This window comes from Lysobacter niastensis (genome assembly GCF_031457115.1).
GTDB lineage: Bacteria > Pseudomonadota > Gammaproteobacteria > Xanthomonadales > Xanthomonadaceae > Lysobacter_J > Lysobacter_J niastensis_A.
The window spans coordinates 63,815-79,733 of sequence record NZ_JAVDVY010000001.1 but is presented as its reverse complement, the minus strand read 5'-3'; the positions used below and the strand labels follow the sequence as shown (position 1 = coordinate 79,733).

General features: G+C 66.8%; 16 protein-coding genes. 9 read left to right on the top strand and 7 right to left on the bottom strand.

Features of this window, described 5'->3' with window-relative positions; translation table 11 throughout:
• The first annotated feature begins 34 nt into the window (after nucleotides 1–34).
• A complete protein-coding gene (locus tag J2X06_RS00395; protein ID WP_310056804.1) occupies nucleotides 35–979 on the top strand; it encodes a DMT family transporter in 945 nt (314 codons plus the stop codon).
• Between the two features lie 12 nt (nucleotides 980–991).
• On the opposite strand, the gene J2X06_RS00390 is transcribed toward J2X06_RS00395, so the two are convergent.
• The 4 genes from J2X06_RS00390 to J2X06_RS00375 form a co-directional block, all read right to left on the bottom strand.
• Nucleotides 992–1,567 carry a DUF4136 domain-containing protein gene (locus J2X06_RS00390; protein ID WP_310056802.1) on the bottom strand — a complete coding sequence of 192 codons (576 nt, stop codon included), beginning with the start codon at nucleotides 1,565–1,567 and terminating at the stop codon, nucleotides 992–994.
• Nucleotides 1,568–1,754: 187 nt separating this feature from the next.
• Nucleotides 1,755–2,288 (bottom strand): pseudouridine synthase, encoded by a 534-nt coding sequence (locus tag J2X06_RS00385; protein ID WP_310056799.1) that lies wholly within the window; start codon nucleotides 2,286–2,288, stop codon nucleotides 1,755–1,757.
• Between the two features lie 75 nt (nucleotides 2,289–2,363).
• The gene (locus J2X06_RS00380; RefSeq protein WP_310056796.1) at nucleotides 2,364–3,236 is read right to left on the bottom strand and encodes a class I SAM-dependent methyltransferase; all 873 of its coding nucleotides are present in this window, start codon (nucleotides 3,234–3,236) and stop codon (nucleotides 2,364–2,366) included.
• 92 nt (nucleotides 3,237–3,328) lie between these two features.
• Nucleotides 3,329–4,333 carry a LysR substrate-binding domain-containing protein gene (locus J2X06_RS00375; protein ID WP_310056792.1) on the bottom strand — a complete coding sequence of 335 codons (1,005 nt, stop codon included), beginning with the start codon at nucleotides 4,331–4,333 and terminating at the stop codon, nucleotides 3,329–3,331.
• Nucleotides 4,334–4,486: 153 nt separating this feature from the next.
• Here J2X06_RS00375 and J2X06_RS00370 point away from each other — a divergent pair, with 153 nt between their 5' ends.
• The 6 genes from J2X06_RS00370 (at nucleotide 4,487) to J2X06_RS00345 (ending at nucleotide 8,492) form a co-directional block, all read left to right on the top strand.
• On the top strand, nucleotides 4,487–4,699 hold the full coding sequence (locus tag J2X06_RS00370) for a hypothetical protein (protein WP_310056788.1): 213 nt from the start codon (nucleotides 4,487–4,489) through the stop codon (nucleotides 4,697–4,699).
• A gap of 224 nt (nucleotides 4,700–4,923) precedes the next feature.
• Nucleotides 4,924–5,145 carry a hypothetical protein gene (locus tag J2X06_RS00365; RefSeq protein ID WP_310056785.1) on the top strand — a complete coding sequence of 74 codons (222 nt, stop codon included), beginning with the start codon at nucleotides 4,924–4,926 and terminating at the stop codon, nucleotides 5,143–5,145.
• Between the two features lie 135 nt (nucleotides 5,146–5,280).
• Nucleotides 5,281–6,105 (top strand): AraC family transcriptional regulator, encoded by an 825-nt coding sequence (locus J2X06_RS00360; protein ID WP_310056782.1) that lies wholly within the window; start codon nucleotides 5,281–5,283, stop codon nucleotides 6,103–6,105.
• A gap of 59 nt (nucleotides 6,106–6,164) precedes the next feature.
• A complete protein-coding gene (locus tag J2X06_RS00355) occupies nucleotides 6,165–7,133 on the top strand; it encodes a DMT family transporter (protein WP_310056779.1) in 969 nt (322 codons plus the stop codon).
• Nucleotides 7,134–7,229: 96 nt separating this feature from the next.
• Nucleotides 7,230–8,267: a DUF4344 domain-containing metallopeptidase gene (locus tag J2X06_RS00350; protein WP_310056777.1), complete on the top strand. Its 1,038-nt coding sequence runs from the start codon at nucleotides 7,230–7,232 to the stop codon at nucleotides 8,265–8,267.
• A gap of 39 nt (nucleotides 8,268–8,306) precedes the next feature.
• Nucleotides 8,307–8,492, top strand: coding sequence for a hypothetical protein (locus J2X06_RS00345; protein WP_310056775.1), 186 nt, complete (start codon nucleotides 8,307–8,309; stop codon nucleotides 8,490–8,492).
• A 63-nt stretch (nucleotides 8,493–8,555) separates the two neighbouring features.
• Here J2X06_RS00345 and J2X06_RS00340 read toward each other — a convergent pair whose 3' ends face one another.
• Together J2X06_RS00340 and J2X06_RS00335 are read right to left on the bottom strand one after the other, a co-directional pair.
• The gene (locus J2X06_RS00340) at nucleotides 8,556–10,790 is read right to left on the bottom strand and encodes an NADP-dependent isocitrate dehydrogenase (RefSeq protein ID WP_310056772.1); all 2,235 of its coding nucleotides are present in this window, start codon (nucleotides 10,788–10,790) and stop codon (nucleotides 8,556–8,558) included.
• A 245-nt stretch (nucleotides 10,791–11,035) separates the two neighbouring features.
• Entirely contained in the window at nucleotides 11,036–11,812 is a 777-nt protein-coding gene (locus J2X06_RS00335; RefSeq protein WP_310056770.1) for a rhomboid family intramembrane serine protease, read from the bottom strand.
• A gap of 125 nt (nucleotides 11,813–11,937) precedes the next feature.
• Here J2X06_RS00335 and J2X06_RS00330 point away from each other — a divergent pair, with 125 nt between their 5' ends.
• Both J2X06_RS00330 and rmuC read left to right on the top strand, forming a co-directional pair.
• Nucleotides 11,938–13,122, top strand: a complete 1,185-nt coding sequence (locus J2X06_RS00330) for a class I SAM-dependent rRNA methyltransferase (RefSeq protein ID WP_310056768.1) — start codon at nucleotides 11,938–11,940, stop codon at nucleotides 13,120–13,122.
• Nucleotides 13,123–13,234: 112 nt separating this feature from the next.
• A complete protein-coding gene (gene rmuC, locus J2X06_RS00325) occupies nucleotides 13,235–14,605 on the top strand; it encodes a DNA recombination protein RmuC (protein WP_310056766.1) in 1,371 nt (456 codons plus the stop codon).
• A 183-nt stretch (nucleotides 14,606–14,788) separates the two neighbouring features.
• Here rmuC and J2X06_RS00320 read toward each other — a convergent pair whose 3' ends face one another.
• The gene (locus J2X06_RS00320; RefSeq protein ID WP_430539528.1) at nucleotides 14,789–15,760 is read right to left on the bottom strand and encodes an MlaA family lipoprotein; all 972 of its coding nucleotides are present in this window, start codon (nucleotides 15,758–15,760) and stop codon (nucleotides 14,789–14,791) included.
• Between the last annotated feature and the right edge of the window lie 159 nt (nucleotides 15,761–15,919).

The following is a 15,919-nucleotide window of genomic DNA, read 5'->3' as shown; positions in this document are numbered from 1 at the left end:
ATCATTGAGCGCACTCGCCTTACATCCTGTGCCCGTGACCCATCCCCACGATACCGCCGCGCGGCGGCTCGGCTTCACCCTGGCCGCGACCGGTGCGGTGATGTTTTCGGCCAAGGCGATCCTCGCCAAGTTCCAATATCGCCACGGCATCGATGCACTCGACGTGCTGGCTTTGCGGATGCTGTTGTCGCTGCCATTGTTCGTGGCGCTGGGCATCCACGAATCCAGGCGGCCGGGGCGCGAACCGATGACCCGCCGTGATTTCGGCCTGATCCTGATACTGGGCGTGCTCGGCTACTACCTGTCGAGCCTGTTCGATTTCTGGGGCCTGGAATACGTGCCGGTATCGCTGGAGCGGCTGATCCTGTTCCTCAATCCCACCTTCGTGCTGCTGATCGGTGTGTTCGCGTTCGGCCGCAAGGTGGCGCGGCGTGAATGGATCGCGCTGGCGGTGAGCTACTCGGGCGTCGCGCTGGTGTTCGTCGAGAACCTGCGCGTGCAGGGCGACCACGTGCTGTTCGGCAGCGCCCTGGTGCTGCTGGCGGCACTGAGCTATGCGCTGTACCTGGCGATGTCGGGACATCTGATCAAGCGCATCGGCTCGTTGCGCCTGGTCGCGTACGCCATGTGCGTGTCGACGGCGGCGACCGTCATCCACTACCTGCTGTTACGCGAACCGGCGCGGCTTCTGGAGTTGCCTGCGCCGGTGTACTGGCTGGCGCTGATCAACGCCGTGTTCTGCACGTTCCTGCCGGTGACGTTCACGATGGGCGCGGTGGCCCGCCTCGGTGCGGGCATGGCGGCGCAGATGTCGGTGGTCGGGCCGGTATCGCTGGTGTTCCTCGGCGCGTGGCTGCTGGGCGAGGCGATCACGCCGGTGCAGCTGATCGGCACTTCGGTAGTGCTGGGCGGCGTGCTGCTGCTGACGCGGCCGGGAGCGAACTCGGTGCCGGTGGCGGCTACGGCGGAAGCAAAGTAACGCCGACGTCAGTCAGGGAACCTGCGCCGCTACAGCCGTCGGCGGAAACTGGGCAAACATCTTGTCGATGCTGACCTGCATGTTGTTGGTCTGGGCGATGGGCGAATCGGGGACCGTGCCCATGGCGATGCCGCGCCAGATCGGGCGCTGTGTCTGCGCGTCGAACATGTCGAGCACGAGGGTGCCGTAGGTGTAGCTGCGCATGGTGGTCGTGGAGTAGTAGCCACCACCCCAGCCCCAGCCCGGGCCCCAGCAACAGCCGCCGCCCCAGCCACCCCAACCCCAGCCACCCCACATCGGATCGTTGTAGGTGTCCATCCGATAACGGGTTTCGGTGAGGATGCTGCCGGTCAGGTTGACCTGGGGATTGGTCGACTGAGTCCAGCCGCGCTCGCGCAGCTTGGCATCCACGGCGTCGACCAGGCGCTGCTCCGCCAGCGGCGAGAAGCCCGTCGGCTTCTGCGTCCAGCGATAGGTGCGGTATTGATCGAAACTTACGCCGGGATCGAAGTCGGTGAAAACCGCGGGCGTAGTGGCACAGCCGGTCAGTACCGTGGCTGCGACAAGGACCAATAGTGAGTGCTTCATGGCCGGCTCCCGCAATGGCAGCACCGTAAGCATACGCCCGCATACGCCTGGGTTCACGGGGTGAGGGGAAAGCGATGAAGGGCTTACTGAAACATTCAGTCTGGTCAGGCCGATGACCCGGCCTGCTCCGTACGGGTGAACCTCAACGACGTTCAACGGCATCCACCACTGTTTGGGGCCTGGCGAACTAGACCACCCGCCATTGCCCCGGCGGCAGTTCATCGAGGCGATGGCCGCCCACTGCCACGCGCACCAGCCGCAGCGTAGGCAAGCCGACGGCCGCCGTCATGCGCCGCACCTGGCGGTTGCGGCCTTCGCTGATGATCACTTCCAGCCAGGCGTCCGGCACGGTCTTGCGAAAGCGCACCGGCGGATCGCGCGGCCACAAAGCCGGTGTGTCGATGCGCTGCACCTTGGCCGGTCGCGTCGGTCCATCGTTGAGCGTGACCCCGCGGCGCAGTGCCGCGACTTGTCCGTCATCGGGATCGCCTTCGACCTGCACCCAGTAGGTCTTGGGCTGCTTGTGGCGCGGATCGGTCAGTCGATGCGCCATCGCGCCGTCGTCGGTCAGCAGCAACAGGCCTTCGCTGTCGTAGTCGAGCCGGCCGGCCGCATATACATCCGGTGGCAGCCCGAAACCGGCCAGCGTGCGCCGTGGCGGCGTGCTGCGGTCGGTGAACTGGCAGAGCACGCCATAGGGCTTGTTGAAAGCAACGAGCATCGGTAGTTGCGTCGGACGGTGCCGGTAGGACCGGCGCAGCGTGGCGCCGGTCCCGTAGCCAGTCAGGCGAGCCGATCAGGCAGCCGGCTTGCGGAACCGCAGCGTCATGCGGTCGCTCTCGCCGATCGCCTTGTACTTGGCATCGTCGGCCGCGTCGTGACGGTTCACCGGCGGCAGCGTCCACACGCCGTTGGGATGATCGGCCGTGTCCTTCGGGTTGGCATTGACCTCGCTCTTGGCCTCCAGCAGGAAGCCGGCGCCCTTGGCGAGGCGGATCACCAGCTCCTCGGTCAGATAGCCCGACTCCTTCATCTTCTCCAGGTCGGTGCCGGGCTTGGCGCGGTGATCGACCACGCCGAGCGTGCCGCCGGGCGTGAGCACATCGTAGAACGCCTTGAAGTAGGCCTCGGCGGTGCCCTCGTCGACCCAGTTGTGGGCGTTGCGGAAGGTCAATACCGCATTGGCCGAACCGGGCTTGCCGAAGGCTGGCACCTTCGGGTTGAACACGCGCACTTCCGGCGTGCCGTACACGGCGGCATTGCCGGCGAACTTCGCGCGCAGCGTCTTGTTGAGGTCGTAGCGGTATTGGGGCTGGCCGGCGATAGCATCATCCGGAACCGCGGCGATGTAGTGGCCGTGGTCCTTCACGTACGGCGCCAGGATCTCGGCATACCAGCCGCCACCGGGCGTGATCTCGATGATCGTATCGGTCGGTGCGATGCCGAAGAACGACAGCGTCTCGCGCGGATGCCGGTACTGGTCGCGCGCGACGTTCTTCGGGTCGCGCCACGCACCCTGTATCGAAGTTTCGAGTCCGGAGGCCATCCTGCCCGAGGTAGCCGGGGCAGGCTGGGCGGAGGCAGCCGTGCTGGCTTCTTCGTTGGACGGGGCGCTGACGCAGGCAGCCAGCATGACGGGAACCAGGGCGACGAGCAGCAGGCGTTTCATTCGACGGTCTCCAGGCGATGGCGGCAGGCGGCGGGCCCGCAGTCGGGGGCGCCAGCCTAACCGCAACTGACGGCATCCACCACGGACGGCGGTCACGGTCGCTTGCGCGCGCTGGACTTTCGAGTGCTTGTCTTGCGAGCGCTTGTCTGGCGAGTGATGGCCTTGCCCTTGGCCGGCGTCGCTCGCCGCGCCGGTTTGCCGGTTGGGACCTGGGCCGCCTCGGCCTGGTAGGCGTGTGCTTCTTCCAACAGCCACTCGCGAAACACCGCCAGGCCGCGGTGGTGCTGCGAACGCGGCGGATAGACCAGGTAATGCGCGTACTCGGCCTTGAGCTTTTCGTCGAACAGCGCCACCAGGTGACCGGCGTCGATCAACGGACGCGCCAGCGTCATGCGACCGAGCACGACGCCCATGCCTTCGGCGGCGGCGCGATGGAGGTTCTCGGAATCATCGAAGATCGCGACGAAACGCTCCGGCGTGGTTCCGCCGAATCGTGCGAACCACTCGCTCCAGCGGCCGCCGGGCGCGCCGAGCAACGGGAATTCGCCGAGGTTGGCCAGCGTGGGTTTGCCGAGCCGTTCGATCAGCGCGGGACTGGCGGTGGGAATGACCCAATCGTCGAACAGGTGCACGGCCTGCAGTCCGGGCCAATGCCCCGGCCCGAAGCGGATGCCGGCATCGAGGGCGGCCTCGCGCTGGAAATCGATCACGCCGACATTGGATTGCAGGCTGATCTCCAGTTGCGGATGCGCGGCCAGCAGTCGCGGCAACCGCGGCACCAGCCAGCTGGACGCGAAAGAAGGCATCAGCGTGATCGCCAGCGCATCGTCGCGGCGTCGCTGGCGCGGCGTAAGCGCCAGCTCGATCGCGTCCAGGTGAGGCTTGATGCTGTCGTACAGCACGCGGCCTTCCTCCGTCAGCTTGACGCCCCGCGCCCCGCGCTCGAACAGGCACTGGCCAAGCCGCTCTTCAATGGCGCGGATCTGATGGCTCAGCGCACTGACGGTGAGGTGCATCGCTTCGGCCGCGCGCGTCAGGTTGCCCAGCCGCGCGGCGGTGGCGAAACCAAGCAGGGCATGCAGTGGCGGGCGGCTCATCGCGGGTCCTTGGATCGACGACCAAGACTTGAATCAGATTGAACGCTGGCTTGCAAAAGTGTCGCTTTTTCAGCCTCGGCTGCGGGTCTATCTTGCATCCCACGCAAGGAAGTTGTCCACGCGATATAGACATCCACCGCACTGGAGCAAGCCATGAACATCTTCACCAATCTCCTTTTCCTGCAGGGTTATCTGGCCGATCCGCACCTGTTCGACGAGGACGATGACCGCTACACCCGCGGCTACGGCAATCGCGCCGCGTCGGACGAGTTCTTCCCTCATCTGGGCCATGCCAAGGGCGAGGTGAAGGACGCCGGTTCTGCGTCGAATCGCAATGCCGAGTGCACGGCGGGTGGTTGCGTCTGATTTCACGCGCTGCGCCTGATCGCAGGCGCAGCGCGAAGTTCGCGTGACGGCGAACGCAGCCCGCTTCGAGAAAGCCCGCGTTGGGAAAGCAAAACCACACCGCGATAGCGCACGCCGGATCAGCGCGCTGCCATGCCGTGGTCACAACTCGCCACTAACGTGCACAACCCTAAGGACGCAGTGACCGCCAGGACGGCGACTCCATCCCCCCACAGGAGTCAGTCATGCAGTTGTTCAAGAGCCAGTTCCTGCAAGAGGCGGACCGCCAGGCCCACGACTTCGCCTTCGGTCAGCCATCGTTCGCGCCGCGGTATGGCCGTCGCGTCGAGTCCAGGCGGTCATTCGCCCTCTCCACGGCGATGCTGCACGGCGACGACGAGATCGCCGGCGAAGACCCGGATGCGTACCTGGCCATCGCACCGTACCCGCTGCCCTACGCCGCATGACGCTTTACCTCGGCGCCTCCCATCAAGTGGCGTCGCAGGCGGGAGTGACGGGGGTCCGCGGATGGCGGGCCTTCGTCGCTTCGCACCATGACATCCTCCACATGGCGGCCTGCGGCGCCATGTCATGATCGCGCCATGCAAGTCGTTCCGGAAAAATTCGAGCATCCGCAGGACGTGGCGCAGTTCCGGCGGCCTGCCCACCGCGACGGCATCGAGTTGTACCGCGCGCACATCGTCCGCCACGCCTTCGACCCGCATACCCACGAAGCCTATGGCCTGGGCGCGATCGAATCCGGCGTGGAGCGGTTCCGCTATCGCGGCAGCGAGCATCTGGCGCCACCGGATTCGCTGGTGATGATGAACCCCGATGTGCTGCACACGGGACGTGCCGAAACCGAGGGCGGCTGGCGCTATCGCATGGCCTACATCGACGCCGACGTCGTCGAGGCCGTTACCGGGGGGCGCGGTTGGCAGTTCAGCGACGCCGTGCATCACGACATTGCCCGTGCACGGCGCGTCAGCACGCTGCTCGATCGCATGTGGCTGGCGCACGAACCGCTTGCGTTCGACAGCCTTTTGTTGACGTTGCTGCAGGAGTTTCGCAGCCAGGCGCGCGTGGCCATGCCAGCCGCGGGCGAAGGCATGCCGCGTTTCGGACGCGTGATCGACTACCTGCGCACGAACCTGGCGCAGCGCCTGACGCTGGAGCAACTGGCGGAGGTGGCGGGGCTCAGTCCGTTCCACTTCCTGCGCAGTTTCCAGGCGCAGCATCACGTCACGCCGCAGCAGATGCTGATGGCGCTGCGCTTGTTCGAAGCCAAGCGCCTGTTGGCCGATGGCGAGGCGCCGGCGCAGGTCGCCGCCGCGACCGGAATGAGCGACCAGGCGCACCTCACCCGCGCCTTCGCGCGTCGCTACGGGGTGACGCCGGCGCGATATCGGCGACAACTGCGCGGCTGAATCCGGGCGATCGCAATCTGGTTCAAGACGCAGCTCGCGTGACGGCTCAAGCTGTGGGCATGTGGATCGGAACCCTTTACGCGCTCGCCGCCGGCCTGATGTGGGGCCTGGTATTCGTCGGACCGTTGCTGCTGCCGGAATATCCGGCGGCGCTTCAGTCTGTCGGCCGGTATCTGGCTTTCGGGCTGATCGCACTACCGCTGGCATGGATGGACCGCGCCGCGCTGCGCCGGCTCGGGCGCGCGGACTGGATCGAGGCGCTCAAGCTCGCCGCGATCGGCAACCTGCTCTACTACCTGTGCCTGGCCGGCGCGATCCAGCGCGCGGGCGGTCCGCTGCCGACGATGATCATCGGCACGCTGCCGGTGGTGATCGCGGTGACCGCAAACCTGCGCAACCACCGTCGTGATGGGCGCCTGCCCTGGCTGCGGCTGCTGCCATCGCTGCTATTGATCGCCGCCGGCATCGGCTGCGTCAATCAGGTCGAATTGCAGGCGCTGCGCGCTGCTCCCGGGTCCGATCCGACCCGGTACCTGCAAGGCGCCGCGCTGGCGGTGATCGCCGTCGCATGCTGGACCTGGTACCCGCTGCGCAACGCCGACTGGTTGCGCGCCCATCCCGACCGAAGCCCCCGCACGTGGGCGACCGCACAGGGCGTGGCGACGCTGCCGATGGCGTTGCTCGGCTACGCCTTGTTGTGGATCGGAATGCTGGCGAGCGGGTCCGATTTCGCGATGCCGTTCGGGCCCAGGCCCGGGTTCTTCATCGCGCTGATGGCGACCATCGGTCTGTTCGCGTCCTGGTTGGGCACTTTGTGCTGGAATGAATCCAGCCAGCGGTTACCGACCGCGCTGGTGGGCCAGTTGATCGTGTTCGAAACGCTGGCCGCGCTCACCTACGCCTTCATGCTGCGCGGTCGCATGCCCGGGCCGCTGACGCTGCTGGGCGTCGCGCTGCTCATCGCCGGCGTCCTGTGGGCGATGCGAATCCGCCCGGAGCCGGTCGCGGTAGAGGTCCACGGCGCATGAATGTGGTGGCGGTTCCGCCTTCACGGTGGAGCCGCTACGATCCCCACATGGCGCGGGCTTTCATCCGGTGAGTCCGGTCAGCGCATGGGGAAGCGCATGTCGCAGAGAGTCCTGATCATCCTGTTGTCGCTGGCCCTGGGTGCGGTGAGCGGCGCCTTCGGCTACTCGCTGATCGCGCAGAAGCGTCGTGCGGTGGAGCTGTCCATCGCCCGGGCTGAAGGCCGGGCGGAGGCCGAGAAAGCCGTTGCGGCGGAGCTGGAGGCGCTGAAGCCCGTCGTCTTCAGCAAGGTCGCCAATTCCGAGAGCAAGCCCGGCGGCGTGCAGTTCGGCTATGAGTACGTGAAGCCGAAGAAGCCGGAGCTGGAGCCGTTCTACACGATGGCCCACGACGGCGACCTGCTGCGCAAGTTGCCGGAAGTCCATGCGATCGACGGCATGCTGATGTTGCCCAAGCCGATCAAGTACGTGACCGCCGAGTGCGATGAGGTCAATGCGTTCTACTCGCCGGAGCGCGGCGAAGTGGTGATGTGCTACGAGACGATGCAGACGCTGCTCGAGCGCGGCCAGGAGATGGCCAAGTCGAACGGCGAAGGCGAGGGCTACGCGCAGCGCTACCTGGACGCCAACGTTCGCTTCATCGTGCTGCACGAAACCGGGCATGCACTGATCAACCTGCTCGAGATCCCGATCACCGGGCGCGAGGAAGACGCGGTCGACCAGCTCGCCACGACGCTGATGCAGCGTTTCGCCGGCATGGACGAGTCCACCGGCGTGGTGACGGAGAACCTGCGCATGGCATCCAACTGGTTCCTGGCGCGCAGCACTGGCGAGTACAACCTCGACGCCTACGCCGACCAGCACGCGCTCGGCGAGCAGCGCTATTTCAACCTGCAGTGCCTGCTTTATGGCAGCGATCCGGCGCGTTACCTGAGCATCGTCACCGATGGCGACCTGCCGGAAGCGCGGGCGAAGGGATGTCCGGAGGAAGCGCGTCGCATCAGTCGCTCGTGGTTGCGCCTGCTACTGCCCTACGTGGCGCCGAAGTTCGAGATGACCGAGGAAAAGGCCAACCGCCTGTTCGAACAGCGCAAACGGGATCGCGAGCGCAACGCCGGGATTCCTTACGTGCGCTGATGCCAGGCACGACCAACTTCTTTAAACCGGAGAAGTGAGATGTCCCGTACGACCTTCAGCACAGTCGCTGCTTCGATCTTCGGCATCGTCGCGCTTGCCCACGTTGCACGACTGGCGCTCCATGTTCCCGTGCTGGTTGGTTCAACCACCGTTCCCATGTGGGTTTCATGGGTCGGCTTGCTCGTGGCGGGCGGGCTGAGCCTCTGGGGCTTCCGCTCCAGATAGGAAATCCGGATTAAAAAAGGCCCTGCATCAGCCGGGCCTTTCGTTTCTGCGCTTGCGCGTCGATCAGTCCGCCGAAAGACCCGCCAGCGCCGCATTGAACGTCGCGCTCGGCCGCATCGCCTTCGACACCTGGCCCAGGTCGGGGTGGTAGTAGCCTCCGATATCGACGGGCTTGCCCTGCACCGCGTTCAGTTCCTCGACGATCTTCGCCTCGTTGGCGGTCAGCGCCTGCGCGAGCGGCGCGAACTTCGCCTTCAATGCCGCATCGTCGATCTGCTCGGCCAGCGCCTGCGCCCAGTACATGGCGAGGTAGAAGTGGCTGCCGCGGTTGTCGATGCCGCCGACCTTGCGCGAAGGCGACTTGTCGTTGTCCAGGAACTTGGCATTGGCCGCGTCCAGCGTGTCGGCCAGCACCTTGGCGCGGGCGTTGCCGGTGTACTCGGACAGGTGCTCGAGCGAGGCCGCCAGCGCCAGGAACTCGCCCAGCGAATCCCAGCGCAGGTAGTCCTCCTGCACGAACTGCTGCACGTGCTTGGGCGCCGAACCGCCGGCGCCGGTCTCGAACAGACCGCCGCCGTTCATCAGCGGCACGACCGACAGCATCTTGGCGCTGGTGCCCAGCTCCATGATCGGGAACAGGTCGGTCAGGTAATCGCGCAATACGTTGCCGGTGACCGAGATCGTGTCCAGGCCCTGGCGGATGCGCTCCAGCGAGAACTTCATCGCCTCGACCGGTGCGAGGATGCGGATGTCCAGGCCGTTGGTATCGTGGTCCTTCAGGTAACGCTCGACCTTGGCGATCACGTTACGGTCGTGCGCGCGCGCGCTGTCCAGCCAGAACACCGCCGGCGTGTGCGACAGACGCGCACGGTTCACGGCGAGCTTGACCCAGTCCTGGATCGGCGCGTCCTTGGTCTGGCACATGCGCCAGATGTCGCCGGCTTCGACCGCGTGCTCCATCAGCACGTTGCCGGCCTCGTCGATCACGCGCACGGTGCCGGCGGCGGGAATCTGGAAGGTCTTGTCGTGGCTACCGTATTCCTCGGCCTTCTGCGCCATCAGGCCGACGTTGGGCACCGAGCCCATCGTCGCCGGGTCGAACGCGCCGTTTGCCTTGCAGTCGTCGATGACCGCCTGGTAGATGCCGGCATAGCAGCGGTCCGGGATCACCGCCTTGGTGTCCTGCAGCCTGCCATCGGTGTTCCACATGCAGCCGCTGTCGCGGATCATCGCCGGCATCGACGCGTCGACGATGACGTCGCTGGGCACGTGCAGGTTGGTGATGCCCTTGTCGGAATTGACCATCGCCACGCCCGGACGGCGCGTGTACTCCAGGACGATGTCGGCCTCGATCTGTGCGGCGACGTCGGCCGGCAGCGACGACAGGCGGGCGTACAGGTCGCCGATGCCGTTGTTGGCGTCGAAGCCTGCCTGTTCCAGCGCGGCTGCGTGCCGGGCCAGGGTGTCGCGGTAGAAGCGGCGCACCACTAGGCCGAACATGATCGGGTCGGAGACCTTCATCATCGTCGCCTTCAGGTGCAGCGAGAACAGCACGCCCTGCGCGCGCGCGTCATCGATCTGCGCATCGACGAAGGCGGACAGCGCCTTGGCGCTCATCACCGCCGCGTCGATCAGCTCGCCGGCCTTCACTTTCACGCCGGTCTTGAGCATGTTGCGACGGCCGTCGGCGCCGACCAGTTCGATGGAGACGGTGCCGGCCTGCGCGATCTGCGCCGACTGCTCGCTTCCGTAGAAGTCGCCGCCGTCCATGTGGGCGACGCTCGACCTGGAGTCGGGGTTCCACGCGCCCATCTTGTGCGGATGCTTGCGGGCGTAGGCCTTCACCGATGCCGGCGCGCGACGGTCGGAGTTGCCTTCGCGCAGCACCGGGTTCACGGCGCTGCCCTTGGTGCGGTCGTAGCGCGCCTTGATCTCGTTCTCGCGCTCGCCGCGCGGTTCTTCCGGGTAGTCCGGCAGCGCGAAGCCTTGGGCCTGCAGTTCGGCAATGGCGGCCTTCAGCTGCGGCACCGAAGCGCTGATGTTGGGCAGCTTGATGATGTTGGCGTCGGGCGTGGTGGCCAGCTGGCCGAGCTCGGCCAGGTGATCGCCGATTTTCTGGTCATCGCGCAGGAAGTCGGGGAAATGCGACAGGATGCGTCCGGCCAGCGAGATGTCGCGCGTATCCACGGCGATGCCGGCAGTGGCGGCGTAGGCCTGGACGATCGGCAGCAGCGAGGCCGTGGCCAGGAACGGCGCTTCGTCGGTCAGGGTGTAGAGGATCGTGGGGGCGTTGGACATCTCGGCGTGGACTCGCTTGGCGGGTGCTGGGAATGGCGGGGACGATTTGGCCCCGCGGCTCGAGGCGTCACCGTCTTGCCGTCGCGGCTATCGCGATGGCAGGTCGGGCGGGGACGAAACCTCGGTATTGTCGCGGTTTCGGCCGGGGCGGGCAAAAGCGCGGCCGTGCGCGGGCGCATGGTGTTTCGGGGTACGGGGGCAGCTGGCGGAAGACTTTCCGAGTGAGAGTCGGCCGCAGCGATTCTCTAGCGGTCCTGTCGCGGTGGGAATCGCAACACCACGCCGTGTCCGCCGCTGTCCGGGCGGTTGGGTCGATTCCACAGCACAGGCACTTCGCGCGGCGCAGGGGGCTCCAACTCGTCGTCGATGGGCGATACCGATTCTTCCTCGTCCTCCCAGCTGTAGCGCTTGCGCGGCGGCAGCGGGTCGGCTCGCCAGAACAGCCAGGCCGCGAGCACGGCGCCGATGGCGCCGCCCATGTGCGCCTGCCACGACACGCCGACTTCGCGCGGCAGGATCGTCAGCAGCATGCCGCCGTAGAACATGAATACGAGCATCGCCGCCGCGACCGAGGCGCGATCGCGGCGCAGAACGCCGAGCACGAACACCAGGAACATCAGGCCATGGGTGACGCCGCTGGCGCCGAGATGACGCGAACCCTCGTCGCCCAGCAGCCAGGCGCCCAGGCCCGAGCCGAGCCACAACAGCGGCAGCGCCCACAGCGTGGCGCGCGGGTACAGGCCGCCGGCCAGCGTGCCGAGCATCAGCAGGGCGATGGCATTGGCGGCCAGGTGCTCGAAGGAGCCGTGCAGCAGGGGCGAGGCCAACACACCGAGCAAGCCCGCCACCGACCAGGGCTGCACGGTCCAGGACGCCACGTCGAAGTGGCCCTGTGCGCTGAACACGGCCGTCATCACCAGCACGAAGGCCAGGCTGAGGTTGAAGGCGCGCAACCAGCGGTGCTTGTCCGCCTTGCGCTGTTCCGGCGTGTCTGGGACGGCTTCGGGAATGGGCAGGTGCATGGGACCGACATTGTTGCCCCGAAAGAGCTTTGCAAGGCGGTTTCGCGTGGGCCAATGCGTCCCATGGATGGGCCTGGCAGGGCGATCGCGGCCTGCCGCACACCCGTACCGCGTAAAATGCGGCGATGAATACGTCTTTTGCCAGCACGCCCTACCCCACCGTACACCTCAAGAACGCCTGGAAATCCACCCATCCCTGGATCTTCCAGCGCCTTGTCGACAAGCCCGTGCAGCGGCCCAAGCCCGGCACGATCGTCGACGTCATCGGCGTGGAGGGCGATTGGATCGGTCGCGGCTTCTACAACGGCCACTCGCGCATCGCCGTGCGCATCCTGGAAACCGATCCGGACGTCGAGGTCGATGCCGCGTGGTTCGCGCGCAAGATCGCCGAGGCGGTGTCGCTGCGCCGGCAGGTGCTCAAGCTCGACGAGGTCTCCGATGCCTGGCGCGTCGTGCACAGCGAAGGCGACGGCATTTCCGGCCTGGTCGTGGACCGCTACGGCGACCTGCTGGTGGTGGAGTTCTTCAGCGCCGGTGCGTTCCGCCACCGCGAGTGGATCTACGACGCGCTGAAGGCGCAGTTCCCCGGCTGCCGTTTCTACAGCTTCGCCGACGAGCACGTGCAGAAGCAGGAAAGCTTCGACTTCCGCGGCACCGAGCCCGTGCAGCCGGCCGTCATCACCGAATATGGCGTGAAGTTCCGCGCCGATCCGGCCGGCGCGCACAAGACCGGCTTCTTCGCCGACCAGCGCGAGAACCGGCAGTGGCTGTCGCAGCAGGTCGAAGGCAAGCGCGTGCTCGACCTGTGCTGCAACACCGGCGGCTTTGCCGTGTACTCGGCGATGCGCGGTGCCGAAGAGGTCATCGGCGTGGACATCGATGCCGACGTGATCGAGATCGCCAAGGGCAACGCCCGCCTCAACAACGTGCGTCCGCGTTTCATCCAGGCCGACATCTTCCCTTGGCTGCGCGATGCCGGCATCCGCGGCGACCAGTACGACGTGGTCATCCTCGACCCGGCCAAGATGACGCGCGACCGCGAGCAGGTTATCAACGCGCTGAAGAAGTACCTCGACATGAACAAGCTCGCGCTCGGCGTGGTCAAGCCGGGCGGGCTGTTCGCGACGTTCTCCTGCACCGGCCTGGTCAGCGAGGAGCAGTTCCTCGACATGCTGCGCCGCGCCGCCTACTACGCCGGCCGCACCGTGCAGGTGCTTAAGGTCGCCGGCGCCGGCGCAGACCACCCGTGGCTGGCGCAGGTGCAGGAGTCGCGCTACCTGAAGGCCGCGTTCTGCCGCGTGCTGGACTGATCGTCGCCCAGAACCGGCGCAGGCTTTCAGGCCTGCGCCGGGCAACCCGGCCCGGCCGCAGTGACAACCGAGCCGTCGCAATGGGCGAGATCGTCGCCGTTACACTGGTCGCATGGCCCTTTCTTCCCTGCTCCTCATCGTCCTGCTCGTCGCGGTCGGTATCGCGATCGCGTTGTTGCTCGTGCTGTTCTCGCGCAAGCCCGAATCCGCGCTGGAGGGAGTTCGCCTGCGCATCGAGCAGGCCCTGCGCGACGAACAGCGCGAGGGACGCAGCGAACTGCGCCAGCAGATCGATGGGTTGTCGTTGCAGCAGGAGCATCGCATTGACGGCTTCGCCACCCGCCTCAATGAAGCCGCGGTGCGCACCGACCAGCGCCTGGAAGACCTGCGCGAAGCGCTGACCGAGGATGCGCGCAAGGCCCGCAGCGAGACCGTGCTGGCACTGCGCGACTTCGCCACGGCCATGGACACCCGCATTGGCGAGCTGACGCGCAACAACGAGACGCGCCTGGGCGAGATGCGCGCCACGCTCGAAAGCAAGCTGCGCGAACTGCAGGCCGACAACGCGGCCAAGCTCGAACAGATGCGCGCCACCGTCGACGAGAAACTGCACGCCACGCTGGAAACGCGCCTGACCGAGAGTTTCGGCAACGTCACCCAGATGCTGGCGCAGGTGCACCAGGGCCTGGGCGACATGAACAAGCTGGCGTCCGATGTCGGCGGCCTGCAGCGCGTCCTGACCAACGTGAAGTCGCGCGGCATATTCGGCGAAGTGCAGCTGGCGGGCCTGCTTGAGCAGGTGTTCGCGCCGGACCAGTACGCGGCCAACGTGGCAACGGTGCCCGGCAGCAGCGAGCGTGTCGAATTCGCGGTGCGCTTTCCCGGCTCCACCGGCGAGGCGCCGGTGTGGCTGCCGATCGACGCCAAGTTCCCGCGCGAGGACTACGAGCGCCTGCTCGACGCGCAGGAGCGTGGCGAACCGGAGCTGGCGCGCGCTGCCGGCGATGCGCTGGAACGCCGGGTGCGACTGGAGGCAGCACGCATCCGCGAGAAGTACGTCGCGGTACCGCATACCACCGAGTTCGCGATCCTGTTCCTGCCGACCGAAGGCCTGTACGCCGAGGTGCTGCGCCGGCCGGGTCTGGTCGAGGCGCTGCAGCGCGACCAGCGCATCGCCGTGGCCGGGCCGACGACACTGCTGGCGCTGATGACCAGTTTCCAGATGGGCTTCCGCACGCTCGCCATCGAGCAGCGTTCCAGCGAGGTCTGGCAGACGCTGGGCGCGGTCAAGACCGAGTTCACCAAGTTCGGGACCGCGCTCGACGGCGTCAAGAAGAAGCTCGACGAGGCCAGCAACAAGCTCGAGGACACCGGCCGGCGCACGCGCGTGCTGACGCGCAAGCTGCGTGAGGTCGAGGCGTTGCCGGTCGAGGACAGCCAGCGGCTGCTCGGAGCGGACTTCGAGGACGTCGGCGAGGATTGATCGCCGGCTGTTGTGCCATCCGGCGGGGCTCTTGCGTTGTCGGAGAGGGGCGGTTACCCGACGCGGAGACCAGCAAAAGCACTCACGCCTTCGGCGCTTGCCCCCTCACGCCAACCCTCTCCCGGAGGCAGGAGAGAGAGATGGCCGTCTGATCGTCGTGCGGCTTCTCTATCGTCGCGGTGCCTAGCGGCCGCCCTCCGGCGGCATCACCGGCATCGCGTCCACCGGCACCTGCGGGTTGCTGTCGTCCTGCAGGTAATCCGGCAGCATCTCTTCCTGGTTCTTCATGCGATCGCCGAAGATCTGGTAGTCGCGGCGCTGGATCCAGGCATCGCGCACCAGCGCGTAATCGTCCTCGGCACCTTCGCGGAAGCTGTCGGTGGCCAGCAGCTGCGCGCGCACGTCGACCAGCTGCAGGCCCTGCAGCGGGATGCGCGTGCTGTCGGACTCGACCTGACGCAACGGGCTCAGCGGCGCATCGCCGACCATGCCGAAGGTGTCGCGCAACGTGCGCGGGCCGAACAGCGGCAGTTCGAAATAGCGCGAGTTCTTCCAGCCCCAGTAGCCCAGGGTCTGGCCGAAGTCCTCGCCCTTGTTGGGCAGCTTGGCGTCAGAGGCCGGATCAAAGATGCCGCCAATGCCCAGCGTGGAGTTCAACAGGAAGCGGCCGAGCGACTGCCCGGCCTGCTTCGGCTTGCCCTGCAACAGCGCGTTGACCGCCGACACCGGCTGGCCGAGGTTGTTGAAGAAATTGCTGACGCCCAACCGGAGCGGACGCGGCACCACCTTCACGTAGCCGCGTGCGAGCGGACGCGCGACGCCACGGTCGATCGCGTTGTTGAAGCGGTGCATCTGCCGGTTGTAGCGCTCCCAGGGATCGTAGACAGGCGATGCCGCAGCCGGCGTCGGCAGGTTCGGATCGCCGTAGGCGTCACCGTAGAGTGCGTCGAAGTCCTGCTCGGCCTGCGTGCGCTGGTCTTCCTGCGGCGGTGGCGGGGTCCCGGACTCGGTGGGCGTCGGCTCGCCCTCCTGCTTCGGTTCCGTCGTGGCCGGCGGTGGCTCGGTTACCGGTGCGGGCTCGGTGGCCGGCGGCTGTTCCGTCGGCGGCACCTGAGGCTGCTCGGGGATGGTCGTGTCCGGCTCGGCGTCTTCCATCTTGCGCCAGCAGGCGCGCGCGGCTTCGCGGTCCTCGCCGGCTTCCTTCAGGCATTTGTCCAGCTCGATGCGCTGCTGCGCCGACAACGGACGCACGAGGATCTGCGCGTGACCGGCCAGGGGCAACGCTAGGAGCACGGAAGCGAGCAGGGGGGCGTA

Coding starts and splice junctions, on each gene's coding strand:
- J2X06_RS00320 (WP_430539528.1), bottom strand. CDS start 15,760: ATGGAAGACGCCGAGCCGGACACGACCATCCCCGAGCAGCCTCAGGTG.
- J2X06_RS00335 (WP_310056770.1), bottom strand. CDS start 11,812: ATGCACCTGCCCATTCCCGAAGCCGTCCCAGACACGCCGGAACAGCGC.
- J2X06_RS00385 (WP_310056799.1), bottom strand. CDS start 2,288: ATGCTCGTTGCTTTCAACAAGCCCTATGGCGTGCTCTGCCAGTTCACC.
- J2X06_RS00360 (WP_310056782.1), top strand. CDS start 5,281: ATGCAAGTCGTTCCGGAAAAATTCGAGCATCCGCAGGACGTGGCGCAG.
- J2X06_RS00370 (WP_310056788.1), top strand. CDS start 4,487: ATGAACATCTTCACCAATCTCCTTTTCCTGCAGGGTTATCTGGCCGAT.
- J2X06_RS00375 (WP_310056792.1), bottom strand. CDS start 4,333: ATGAGCCGCCCGCCACTGCATGCCCTGCTTGGTTTCGCCACCGCCGCG.
- J2X06_RS00390 (WP_310056802.1), bottom strand. CDS start 1,567: ATGAAGCACTCACTATTGGTCCTTGTCGCAGCCACGGTACTGACCGGC.
- J2X06_RS00350 (WP_310056777.1), top strand. CDS start 7,230: ATGTCGCAGAGAGTCCTGATCATCCTGTTGTCGCTGGCCCTGGGTGCG.
- J2X06_RS00345 (WP_310056775.1), top strand. CDS start 8,307: ATGTCCCGTACGACCTTCAGCACAGTCGCTGCTTCGATCTTCGGCATC.
- rmuC (WP_310056766.1), top strand. CDS start 13,235: ATGGCCCTTTCTTCCCTGCTCCTCATCGTCCTGCTCGTCGCGGTCGGT.
- J2X06_RS00355 (WP_310056779.1), top strand. CDS start 6,165: ATGTGGATCGGAACCCTTTACGCGCTCGCCGCCGGCCTGATGTGGGGC.
- J2X06_RS00330 (WP_310056768.1), top strand. CDS start 11,938: ATGAATACGTCTTTTGCCAGCACGCCCTACCCCACCGTACACCTCAAG.
- J2X06_RS00340 (WP_310056772.1), bottom strand. CDS start 10,790: ATGTCCAACGCCCCCACGATCCTCTACACCCTGACCGACGAAGCGCCG.
- J2X06_RS00380 (WP_310056796.1), bottom strand. CDS start 3,236: ATGAAACGCCTGCTGCTCGTCGCCCTGGTTCCCGTCATGCTGGCTGCC.
- J2X06_RS00365 (WP_310056785.1), top strand. CDS start 4,924: ATGCAGTTGTTCAAGAGCCAGTTCCTGCAAGAGGCGGACCGCCAGGCC.